Below are 10949 nucleotides of genomic sequence, written 5' to 3' on the forward strand. Positions count from 1 at the left end.
GCGGGTGGGGGCGGGCGGTCAGCCGCCCGTGCCGGGGATCCGGGTACGGCGGCGCGGAGTCGGACACGGCCTGCGCTCCTCGCGGTCGACGCAACGTCCGACGCGGTTACCCGGGCGGCCAGGGCTTAACCGTCGGCCTCGCGCGGGAGGCGCGGCGACCCGCCGGCGGTCGGGGCTCAGGCGCTGGCCCGGGCCACCAGGGTGGACGGGAAGAGAGTCACCCGGGCGGCCGGACGCCCGTCCAGCAGGGCGGTGGCCGCGGCCACGGCGATCCGCCCGACCGGGTGACTCGCCGTGGTCAGGGCCGGGGCGGTCATCCCGGCCAGCGGGATGTCGTCGAAGCCGGCCACCGCGACGTCACTCGGCACCCGTACACCGGCGTCGCGCAGCCCCGCGATCACTCCCAGCGCGGTGTCGTCGCTGATCGCGTAGATCGCGTCGACGTCCGCCCAGCGGCGCAGTGCCTCGCCGGCGGCCACCCGGCCGCGCGCCGCCGTGAAGTCCCCGGTGATCTCCCACTCCGGCAGGCCGGCCTGGCGCATCAGCCGGCGGTACGTCTGCACGGGGCGTTGCGCGCAGGGCAGCCACCGGGGGCCGGTCACCATGGCGATCCGGCGGCGACCGGCGGCGTACAGGTGGCGGAGTACCGCGTCCGAGCCGGCGGCGTTGTCGACGTCGAACGACGGCACGGTCGCCGAGCCGACTCCGATCGAGACCACCCGGCCGCGCAGCGACCCGGGCACCGCCGCCAGCAGGTCCTCGGTGGTGTTGACCAGGATCACCCCGCACACGGTGCGGTCCCCGGCGAGCTGGTGCAGGCCGCGGGGGTCACCGAGCGGCAGCCAGTGCAGCGCCACCCCGACACCGGCGGGAGTGCACACCCGGGCGGCCGAGCCGACCACCTGGTGGACGTACGGGTCGTCCAGCACCGCCGCGCTGGCCCCCTGAGCGGCCACGACCAGTCGTACGCCGCCGCCGCCGCGGACCAGCGCCCGCGCGGCCGGGTTCGGCACGTAACCGAGCTGGTCGACGGCTGCCGTGACCTGTTCCCGAGCTGCCGGCGAGGCGAACCCCGTGCCGGCGATCACCCGCGACGCGGTGGACCGCGACACCCCGGCGATCCGGGCGACGTCCTCGAGAGTGGCAGGTCGCTGTGCCGCTGCCGTCATCGTCGCCTCCCCGCGGCGGCCCGTCCGGTCGGACAAACGCCTGTTCACATCATGCCCTGGTCGGTCCATTGGCGGTAAGGGGCGGTTGCCGGTTGTGGTGGTAGCGCTCTCAGGTGTGCGATCGTGCCAGGAGATCACCCCGAGAAAGAGGACCTGACCCCGTGAGCGCCCCCACCAGCAGACCCCTGGCCCCGGCCACCACACCGCCCTCGCGGGCGGTGCTGATCGCCCGCAACGGCGTCGCTGTCACCTTCACCCTCAACGGGCTGGCCGTCGGTAGCTGGTTCTCCCGCGTACCGGCGGTCCGCGAGGCGTTGGACCTCTCCGCCGGCCGCCTCGGGCTGCTCCTGCTGGCGATGAGCGTCGGCGCGCTGCTCGCCATGCCCACCTCCGGCCTGCTCGCCCAGCGACTCGGCGCGGCCCGCACCGTGACCCTGGCCACCGTGCTTGTCGCCCTCGGCCTGACCGTGGCGGGGCTGGGCGCCACGATGACCGGGTCGTTCGCCATCGTGGCCCTGGGACTTGCCGCCTTCGGCTACGGCTCCGGTGCCTGCGACGTGGCGATGAACGTCGAGGGCGCGGCTGTGGAACGCCGCCTCGGTCGTACGATCATGCCCCGTTTCCACGCGGGGTGGAGCCTCGGTTCGGTGGCCGGAGCGGCGCTCGGCGCCGGCGCGGCCCGGTTCGACGTGGCGGTCGGCGCGCACCTCGTCGCGGTGGCGGTGATCGTGCTGGCCGGCACCGTGCTCGCGTCCCGGACGTTCCTGCCCGTCGTCGGCGATCACACCGGCGACCCGGCGGACGCCACCCCGGCGGCCCGCCGCCGTGCCCAGCTCGCCGCCTGGCGGGAACCGCGCACCCTGCTGATCGGGCTGTTCGTGCTGGTGGCCGCGTTCACCGAGGGTGCCGCCAACGACTGGCTGGCCGTCGCGTTCATCGACGGACGGGACCTGAGCGAGGCAGCCGGCGCGGCGGTCTTCGGGGTCTTCGTCGTGGGCATGACCGCCGGGCGCACCGCGGGCACCGTCGCGCTGGACCGCTGGGGTCGGGTGCCGGTGCTCACCGGCACCATCGGGCTCGCCGTGGTCGGTGCCGGCCTGGCCGTGCTCGCCGGTTCGGGGCCGCTCGCCATCGTCGGCGTCGCGCTGTGGGGTCTCGGTGCGTCGCTGGGCTTCCCGGTCGGGATGAGCGCGGCCGCCGACGAGGAGGCACACGCGCCGGTGCGGGTGAGCGTGGTCGCGGTGATCGGTTACACCGCGTTCCTGGGTGGGCCGCCGCTGCTGGGGCTGCTCGGCGACCAGGTCGGCACGCTGCGCGCCCTGCTGGTGGTGCCGCTGCTGCTGCTGCCGACCCTGCTGCTGGTGCCGGTGCTGCGCCCGCCGCACACCGCCGAAACTGCTCCGTCGGTAGGTAAAAACTAACCCACGTCACCGCCGGGCGGTATCGGGTACGCGGCCGACTGCGCCGCGTACCCGTGCTGGTTACTGTCGCCCGATGCCAACCGACGAGATCACCGCCGCCGCGGCGGGCACCTGGACCCTGGGCGACCGGACCGTGTACCGGATGGGCTTCGGCTCCATGCGGATCACCGCCAATCCCGACCGCGACCGGGCGGTCGCCCTGCTGCGCCGCGCCGTGGAGCTGGGCGTCAACCACATCGACACGGCCGCGTTCTACGTCTCGCCCGGCGGCGCCCTCGGCGTCGGCACCGGCCCGGCCCGCTACGCCCCCGACCTGATCCGCGCGGCGCTCGCCCCGTACCCGGACGACCTGGTGATCGCCACCAAGGTCGGCTTCGGGTACGACCCGCAGGCGGGCTTCACCGAGGCGCTCACCCCGGCCCAGTTGCGTGCCCAGGTCGAGGAGAACCTGCGTCGCCTCGGCCGCGACCAGCTCGACGTGGTGAACCTGCGCCTCGGCCGGGGGCCCGGTGCCGTGCCGCTCGTCGACCGGTTCGGCGCGCTCGCCGAGTTGCGCGCCGCCGGGCTGATCCGGCACCTCGGGCTGTCCGGCGTCCGGCTTGAGCAGCTGGACGAGGTGGCCGACGTCGCGCCGGTGGTCTGCGTGCAGAACAACTACGGGGTGGACGCCTACCGGAAACAGGACGACGTCGTCCGGGCCTGCGGTGAGCGGCGGATCGCCTACGTGCCGTTCTTCGCGTTGGCCGGCACCGGTCGGGAGGCGGGCGCGAGCGCCGTGCAGAGCGAGGCCGTCGAGGCCGTCGCCCGCGCCCACGGCGTCACACCGCAGCAGGTACGCCTGGCCTGGACCCTGCACCAGGGCGCCCACGTGCTCGCCATTCCCGGCACCGGGGACCCGGACCACCTCGCGCAGAACGTGGCCGCCGGAGCCCTCCGCCTGACCCCGGAGGACCTGACCCGTCTGGGTTGATCGTCCACCCCCGCGCCGCTCAGGCCCGCACGACGTGCACCATGATCTCCTGACCGTCGCCCACGGTGCCGGAGAAGCCCTCCGACAACGCGTCCACCACCGTCAGGGTGAGCGCGAGGGTCTCGTGCGCGATGAGCTTCTGATGCGTGGAGATCGCCGCCGCGACCTCCGCGGGCGCGGCGATCGACACCGTGATCCGGTCGGCGACCTCGAAGTCAGCGTCGCGGCGGGCCTGCTGGATGATGCGGACGACGTCGCGGGCGACGCCCTCGGCCGCGAGTTCGGGAGTGATCTCGGTGTCCACCGCGATCGTCGCGCCGCGCTGGGACTCCACGACCCAACCGGTGCGCGGCACCTCCGTGATCAGGATGTCGTCCAGGCCCACCTCGACCTGCTCACCATCGACCGACAGCGGGTACGCCCCATTGGCCCGGACGCCGTCGACCAGGTCCCGGGGGGCCACGGCGGCGATGGCCTTCGCGACGTGCTGGGTGCGGTTGCCGAACCGGCGACCCAGGGTCCGGAAGTTCGCCTTGACCTGCACGTCGATGACCCCGCTCTGCGAATCGAGCGGCTGGAGGACCTTGACGTTCAACTCGTCGCCGATGTCGTCGAGCAACGCCTGCGGGAGCACCGTGCCGGCCGGCAGCCCCACGAGCGCCCGGCTCAACGGCTGCCGGATCCGCAGGCCGCTCGCCTTACGCGCCGACCGGCCCGCCTCGGCCAGCGCCCGCGCCGTGGCCACCTGGGCCGACAGCTCGGCGCTGATCAGCGAGGTGTCGGGCGTGGGCCAGGTCGCCAGGTGCACCGACTCCGGGGCCGATGCGGCGCCACGTCGGACGACCTGCTGCCACACCTCCTCGGTGAGGAAGGGAATGAACGGCGCGAGTAGCCGGGTGAGGATGTCGAGGCACTCGTACAGGGTGGTGAGGGCGTCGGGCTCGCCCTCCCAGAAACGCTGCCGCGAGCGCCGCACGTACCAGTTCGACAGGTCGTCGACGAAGTCGGCGAGCAGTCGGCCGGCGCGGGCCGTGTCGTAGTTCTGCAACCGTTCGTCCACGGCGGCGGCGAGGGCGTGGACCTCGCCGACGATCCACCGGTCCAGCACCGGTCGCTGGGCGACGGGCTGCGCCAGGTGCGGCGCCCACGTCGAGTGCGCCGCGTAGAGGGAGAAGAACGCCGCCGTGTTCCAGTAGGTCATCAACACCTTGCGGACGATCTCGTCGAGGGGACCGGGCCCGATCCGGCGCGGCGACCACGGTGAGCCGGAGCAGGCCATGAACCAGCGCACCGCGTCTGCCCCGTGCGTGTCCATCAACGGGATCGGCAGCAGGATGTTGCCCAGGTGCTTGCTCATCTTGCGGCCGTCCTCGGCCAGGATGTGCCCGAGGCAGACCACGTTCTCGTACGGGGACCTGTCGAAGACCAGGGTGCCCACGGCCATCAGCGTGTAGAACCATCCCCGCGTCTGGTCGATCGCCTCGCAGATGTACTGGGCCGGGTAGGTGCGCTCGAAGATCTCCCTGCTACCCGGCACGTGGGGGTAGCCCAACGACGCGAACGGCATCGCTCCGGAGTCGTACCAGGCGTCGATCACCTCCGGTACCCGGGTGGCGACAAGGCCGCAGTCCGGGCAGGCGAAGGTGATCTCGTCGACGTACGGGCGGTGCGGATCCAGCTCGGACAGGTCGGCGCCGGCCAGCTCGCCGAGCTCCGCGCGGGAGCCGACGGCTGTCACGTGGTTGTCCGGGCAGCGCCACAGCGGCAGCGGGGTGCCCCAGTACCGGGAGCGGGACACCGCCCAGTCGATGTTGTTCTTCAGCCAGTCGCCGTAGCGGCCGTGCTTGATGTGCTCCGGGAACCAGTTGGTGTTCTCGTTCTCCCGGGTCAGCTCGTCGCGTACCTCGGTGGTCCGGATGTACCAGGACGGCTGCGCGTAGTACATCAGCGGGGTGTGGCACCGCCAGCAGTGCGGGTACGGGTGCTCGAACGGCTCGTGCCGGAACAGCCGACCGGACGTCCTGAGGCGGTCGATGAGCAACGCGTCGGCGTCCTTGAAGAACACCCCGCCGACCAGGTCGATGCCGTCGTTGAACCGCCCGTTCGGGGCGACCGGGTTCACCAGCGGCAACCCGTACGCGCGGCAGACGGCGAGGTCGTCCGCGCCGAAGGCCGGCGCCTGGTGCACCAGGCCGGTGCCGTCCTCGGTCGTGACGTAGTCGGCGAGGACCACCCGGTGCGCGTCCGGGATGTCCACCAGGTCGAACGGCCGCTCGTACCGCAACCCCTCCAGGGCCGACCCCGGTACGGTCGCCAGGATCTCCGCCTCGTCACCGAGCACCCGCCGGGTCAACGGTTCGGCGACGACGAACGTGCCCTGCCCGGTGCGGGCGAGGGTGTACGTCACAGTGGGATGGACGGCGACCGCGGTGTTCGACACCAGGGTCCACGGGGTGGTGGTCCAGATCAGCAGCTCGACACCGTGGTGTCCGGCCACCGCCCCGCGCACCGGAAACCGCACGTACACGGACGGGTCGGTGACGGTCTCGTACCCCTGCGCCACCTCGTGGTCGGACAGCGTCGTGCCGTCGCGGGTGCAGTACGGGGCGACCCGGAAGTCCTCCACCAGGCGCCCGCCGTCGTGGATCTGCTTCAGTGACCACCAGACACTGTCCACGTACTCCGGGGACATCGTCTGGTACGGGTGCTCCAGGTCGATCCAGTAACCCATCCGCTCGCTGAGCTGGACGAACTCGTCCACGTGCCGCAGTACCGAGGTACGGCACAGGGCGTTGAACTCGGCGATGCCCATCTTCTCGATGTCGGGCTTGCCGCTGAGCCCCAGCTCCTTCTCCACGGCGAGCTCGACCGGCAGGCCGTGGCAGTCCCAGCCGGCCCGGCGGGGCACCGAGAAGCCCCGCATCGTCCGGTACCGGGGAAAGAGGTCCTTGAAGACCCTCGCCTCGATGTGGTGGGTGCCCGGGGTGCCGTTCGCGGTCGGCGGCCCCTCGTAGAACACCCACGGCGGACCGTCGGCCGTCTGTTCCAGACTCCGGTCGAACACGTTGTTGGTCTGCCACCACTCGATGACCGCACGGTCCATCCCACCAAGGTCGATCTTGGTGGGTAGTGGCACGAATGGCGACTTCGAAGGACCGTCCGGCACCGACGTTCTCCCTACACTCCACATCCGCTCACGCGGGCATCAGGTCACTGCCCACGCGGGGACGAAGTGTCAGGCGTACGGCCAGGACTCCGCGGTACCACCCCGCTTGCGCCCGACGGTGCGGGCGCCGCTCCATTTCGCGACGTGACGTGTCGCTACGTCCGGGTCTACTGGGGCGGCCGAGCTGCCCGTTCTTCCGGAGGCTCCCCGGTGATGGCCGGATCGGTGCCGATGCCGTTCAGCATAGCTGTCCGTGGGTGCGGCCAGCGGCCGGAGTGCTAGGGCATGTTTCATAGGAACTGGCCGGCCTGCGGCGGGCCCGGACGACGACCGGCGGCGTTGCGGTTTCGCCCGGATACGACACCGGTATCCGAACGAAACCGCGCCTTGCCGGATCGCCGCCCGGACTCCGCCTCGGCTCGATCGCCCTTATGAAACATGCCCTAGGCGTGCAGCCAGACGCGGAGCGGACCGGTGGTGCTGAAGCCGGCGGCGCGGGCCGCCGCCAGGTCCGCTGTGGTTTCGTAGCCGAGCAGCGGCGTGCCGGGCACGGTGGCGCACATCGCGCGCCAGATGTCCCGAGGGTTGTCGGTGCGGGTGAACAGGTTGGAGACGCCGCACGGGCCGCCGCCGGTGAGCACCGCCCCGCCGGTGATCGCACCCCGGTCGTCGTGGCGGGCGAGCACCCGTACCCGGGGGTCGGTCAGGAGCGCGGGGCGGAACAGCTCCCCGCCGCCGTGCGCCGCCGCCCAGGCCGCCAGGTCGTCGGCGGTGGCGACCTGGCTGAGGGGTGCGTCGGCCGGCGGCGCCCCCGGTTGCCGGTGAATCCACTGCGCGTCGAAGAGCACCCGGAACCCGTACCCGGACAGGTCGAGGTCGGCGAAGCTGTCCTTCACCGACGCGCCGGGCCCCACGTCGACCCGGGCCAGCAGGGCCACGGCGTCGACGCCCGGCCGCAGGGTGACCGCGTCCGGATACCACTGTGGTGAGCGGTGCGGGACCGACCAGGCGTCGGCGTCGGTACGGCCGGCCAGCCCGTGGGTGCCGCAGACGATGTCGCACCATTCGGCGTTGTCGCGGGCCGCCGCCACTCGCGGGTCGTTCAGCATGCCCGGCAGCCTAGGCGGCTGAAGGGCACGGGTCAGGGGGCGTAGACCAGGTCCATCGTGTCGGTATGCCCGGACCAGCGCAGGTCGAGGTGCCAGCACCCGGCCTGCGGCATGTCGATGATCGACGGACCCGGACCGCCGGCGACCTCCCGGGTCACCCTCGTGTCGGTGCCGTCCAGCGTCGCGGTGATCACCAGGGTCGCCGGTGCCGACGGGTCGGGCGAGGTCGTGGCGGCGCGGGCCACCCACAGGATCTTGTTGTTCGACCCGTCCTTCCGCACCTGGCGCAGTGGGTGAGCGAACAGCACCGCCACGATGTCGCCCCTCGCGCCGAAGACGTGCGGGCCCCGGCTGGTCCCGTGGAACCCGGCGTCCGCCCAGTCGGGAAGCGACGCCGTCTCGACAGGCGAATGGCAGCCCGTCGCGGCGCTCGGGCTACCCACGACGCTCGCCGTGCTCGCGACGCCTGCCGTGGTGGCGGTCGGCGCGGCCGACCCGCCGCCGGTCGCGGCCGTGCACCCCGCCAACAGAACCACCGATGCCGCCAACGGCAACCTGCCCCAGAAACCCATCTCGACCCCTCCGGTACGCGTCGACGACTCGTCGCATCTTCAGGACACCGGCCGCGCCCGTCAGGTTCCCTAGCGCAGTGAGCGGGCGATCTCGATCGCCTCGGCCCTGGTGACGGCGCCCTCAAGCCGGTAGCTCACGCCGGCGTCCTGCCAGATCAGGGTCGAGGCGGCGAGTCGGGCGCTCTCCTTGTGGACCGCTCCGGAGCGGTCCACGTACGACAGCACGTGCGGGCCGTCGACCCACACCGCGAAGTCGTCGTTGACCTGCACCCACTCCACTCCCGGCGGTGTGACCTCCTTGTGGAAGGACAGGTTGAGGCGACCGTCGAACGCGTCGACGCGCAGCGCGCCGCCGTCGTAGAGCAGCGTCGCGACCCGGCAGGCGCCGGTGGGATCGGGGTCGGCGACCAGCACCCGCTCGGGCGGACCCAGCTTCGCCGGTAGGCGGATCGGGAACCGTACCGAACGTTGTGCCTCGTCCAGACCGGCGACCCGCTGCGCCGGCAACGGCGACGCCACGCCACCGGGCAGCGTCGGCGCGGACGAGACGGCGATGCTGACGCCGGCAAAGCGCAGCAGCCCGGTGACCGCGTCCGCGACGGCGGCACGGGTCGGCGGAAACACCGCCACGAGCAGGGCGACGAGCGCCGCCGCGGCGAGCGGGCGCCACCGCCGCACCGGCCGGTGCAGCCGTCCACGGACCTGGGCGCGCACGTCGGGCGGCTCGGGCGTCTCCAGCCAGACCGACAGGTCGCGCAGTTCCCGTTCGAGGTCACCCATGCCGGACCTCCTCCCGGTCGAGCAGGCCGCGAAGCTTCGCCAGGGCCCGGGACGTGCGCGACTTCACAGTGCCCCGAGGACAGCCCAGCGCCGCCACCGTCTCCTCCTCGCTGAGGTCGAGGAAGAACCGGCAGACGATCACCTCGCGGTCCCGTACCGGAAGTTGACGCAGGGCCTGCACCAGCGCGGCGCGGCGCTCCCCGGCGAGGACCGCTCCCACCGCACCGTCCTCGGCGATCTCCGACGTCGGGTCCGCCGCCGCGGCGCGCAGGACCAGCCCGTCGCGCCGGCCGCGGGACCGGTGCAGGTTGCGGGTCTCGTTGGCGACGATCGCGAGCAACCAGGACCGGAAGGACGACTCACCCCGATAACGGGACAACTTGCGGTACGCCTTCACGAACGCCTCCTGGATGACGTCCTCGGAGTCCGAGCCCGCGCCGAGCAGCATCGCCGTCCGGTACGCGGACGCGGTGTGCCGGGCGACCAGGAGGTCGTACGCCTCCAGGTCGCCGGAGCGAGCGCGGGTGACGAGCGCGTCGTCGTCCAGGGGAACCTCCGTTCGGGTCACACTCATGACACCGCTCACCCGCCGCGGGTTCCAGCCCCGTCGGATCAGCTGTCTCCCACCCGGCGTGCAGCGTATTGCCAGGATTCGGTGCTGCACTGGAGGGGCGTCGAGGGAAGGGGTGGGGCATGAGCTGGTTCAATCGCCGGTCGCGGGGTGTCGAGGCGACCCCGACGAAGCTGGACCGGGAGGCGACCCGCGAGGACCTCGCCGCGCTGGAGGAGTTCGTCGCCAGCCGGCGCGGGGTGGAGTTCTACCTGGAGCCGGAGACCACCGCCACGGACACCACGGTGGTGGCGGTCGCCCACGACGGGGAGTGGATCCGGCGCCGCACCGGCACGCCGCGAGCCGCGGGATCCATCGCCCGCAAACACGCGGTGCCGCTGTACGAGGCGGGCCGCACCGGCTACCCGGAACGGATGCGTGCCTGGAGCCGGGCCCACCCGGAGCGGCACGCCCGCTGAGGCTCGTCTGCTCAGGCAGCCGGGGGCGTGCCCGGGGGCGCTGTCCGGCGTCGATCATCACACTGCCGCGCTCGTCGGCCACGACGGCGACGCCGGCCCGGAGCGCCTCCGGTCCGGATCGCCCGGACAGAGTCAGACCCGGCCGGCGAGGTGGCGGAATCGCATGGCGACGATGGTGATCGCCCCAGGGATTGATCGCGGACGCTGATCCGGCGGTCACCCGTCCTCGGTGAGGGCGTCGGCCGGCACCGCCCTGCCGGATGATCGGCGCAGGTCAGAGTTCATTCGGACGTCCTTTGCTCTGCTTACCTATCGGCACCGGTGACGCTCCGTGTCCGGTGCACATGGGTAAGCAGAGCAAAGGACGTCGGGCATTGATGTGGGGCATTGCTCCGTGCGGAGTCGCGCTCGCGCCAATCGCTGAAGCTCGATGAGTGCCGTCCGGCTGGCGGGGTCGGACCGGCGTTGACCGGCGGCGCGGCGGTGTGGCAGCATTCGCGGCCTGACGGCAGTGAAGGAAGTCGGTGCGAATCCGACGCGGTCCCGCCACTGTCACCGGGGAGCGATCCCCCCTCGTGAGTCACGGCCGTGTGTCTGCGGCTGGAAGGCCGGGGGAGAGCGTCGATCCGGAAGCCAGGATACTTCGGCCGTCGGGATGTGCCCCAGGGCGTGGACACCCGAGGAGGACCCGATGACGCACGGCGTCGCATTCACCGATGACCATCGCCACGAC

Annotated in this window: 10 protein-coding genes and 1 riboswitch; of the genes, 4 read left to right on the forward strand and 6 right to left on the reverse strand. The window is 72.5% G+C overall.

The window, feature by feature from the left end; all coding sequences use genetic code 11:
- Nucleotides 1-176: 176 nt before the first annotated feature.
- Complete coding sequence (locus AB0F61_RS18345) at nt 177-1169, reverse strand: LacI family DNA-binding transcriptional regulator (protein WP_357810849.1); 993 nt, start codon at nt 1167-1169, stop codon at nt 177-179.
- A gap of 161 nt (nt 1170-1330) precedes the next feature.
- Here AB0F61_RS18345 and AB0F61_RS18350 point away from each other — a divergent pair, with 161 nt between their 5' ends.
- Both AB0F61_RS18350 and AB0F61_RS18355 read left to right on the forward strand, forming a co-directional pair.
- The gene (locus AB0F61_RS18350) at nt 1331-2590 is read left to right on the forward strand and encodes an MFS transporter (protein ID WP_357810852.1); all 1260 of its coding nucleotides are present in this window, start codon (nt 1331-1333) and stop codon (nt 2588-2590) included.
- 73 nt (nt 2591-2663) lie between these two features.
- On the forward strand, nt 2664-3560 hold the full coding sequence (locus AB0F61_RS18355; RefSeq protein ID WP_357810855.1) for an aldo/keto reductase: 897 nt from the start codon (nt 2664-2666) through the stop codon (nt 3558-3560).
- A 19-nt stretch (nt 3561-3579) separates the two neighbouring features.
- On the opposite strand, the gene ileS is transcribed toward AB0F61_RS18355, so the two are convergent.
- The 3 genes from ileS to AB0F61_RS18370 all read right to left on the reverse strand — a co-directional run bounded on the left by ileS (nt 3580) and on the right by AB0F61_RS18370 (nt 8149).
- Entirely contained in the window at nt 3580-6750 is a 3171-nt protein-coding gene (gene ileS / locus AB0F61_RS18360; RefSeq protein WP_357810858.1) for an isoleucine--tRNA ligase, read from the reverse strand.
- A 419-nt stretch (nt 6751-7169) separates the two neighbouring features.
- Nucleotides 7170-7835 (reverse strand): hypothetical protein, encoded by a 666-nt coding sequence (locus AB0F61_RS18365; protein ID WP_357810860.1) that lies wholly within the window; start codon nt 7833-7835, stop codon nt 7170-7172.
- Nucleotides 7836-7867: 32 nt separating this feature from the next.
- Nucleotides 7868-8149, reverse strand: coding sequence for a hypothetical protein (locus AB0F61_RS18370; RefSeq protein WP_357810862.1), 282 nt, complete (start codon nt 8147-8149; stop codon nt 7868-7870).
- Between the two features lies 1 nt (nt 8150).
- On the opposite strand from AB0F61_RS18370, the gene AB0F61_RS18375 reads away from it, so the two are divergent.
- Nucleotides 8151-8480, forward strand: a complete 330-nt coding sequence (locus AB0F61_RS18375) for a hypothetical protein (protein WP_357810865.1) — start codon at nt 8151-8153, stop codon at nt 8478-8480.
- On the opposite strand, the gene AB0F61_RS18380 is transcribed toward AB0F61_RS18375, so the two are convergent.
- Both AB0F61_RS18380 and AB0F61_RS18385 read right to left on the reverse strand, forming a co-directional pair.
- Nucleotides 8477-9187 (reverse strand): hypothetical protein, encoded by a 711-nt coding sequence (locus AB0F61_RS18380; RefSeq protein WP_357810868.1) that lies wholly within the window; start codon nt 9185-9187, stop codon nt 8477-8479. The two genes, AB0F61_RS18375 and AB0F61_RS18380, sit on opposite strands and share 4 nt — an antisense overlap.
- Nucleotides 9180-9761, reverse strand: a complete 582-nt coding sequence (locus AB0F61_RS18385; protein ID WP_357810871.1) for an RNA polymerase sigma factor — start codon at nt 9759-9761, stop codon at nt 9180-9182. Before AB0F61_RS18385 ends, AB0F61_RS18380 begins: the two co-directional genes overlap by 8 nt.
- Before the next feature lie 119 nt (nt 9762-9880).
- On the opposite strand from AB0F61_RS18385, the gene AB0F61_RS18390 reads away from it, so the two are divergent.
- Nucleotides 9881-10216, forward strand: a complete 336-nt coding sequence (locus tag AB0F61_RS18390; RefSeq protein ID WP_357810873.1) for a hypothetical protein — start codon at nt 9881-9883, stop codon at nt 10214-10216.
- A gap of 514 nt (nt 10217-10730) precedes the next feature.
- A riboswitch (cobalamin riboswitch) is annotated at nt 10731-10860 on the forward strand.
- Nucleotides 10861-10949: the final 89 nt, after the last annotated feature.

Source organism: Micromonospora sp. NPDC023888 (genome assembly GCF_040639415.1).
Classification (GTDB): domain Bacteria; phylum Actinomycetota; class Actinomycetes; order Mycobacteriales; family Micromonosporaceae; genus Micromonospora.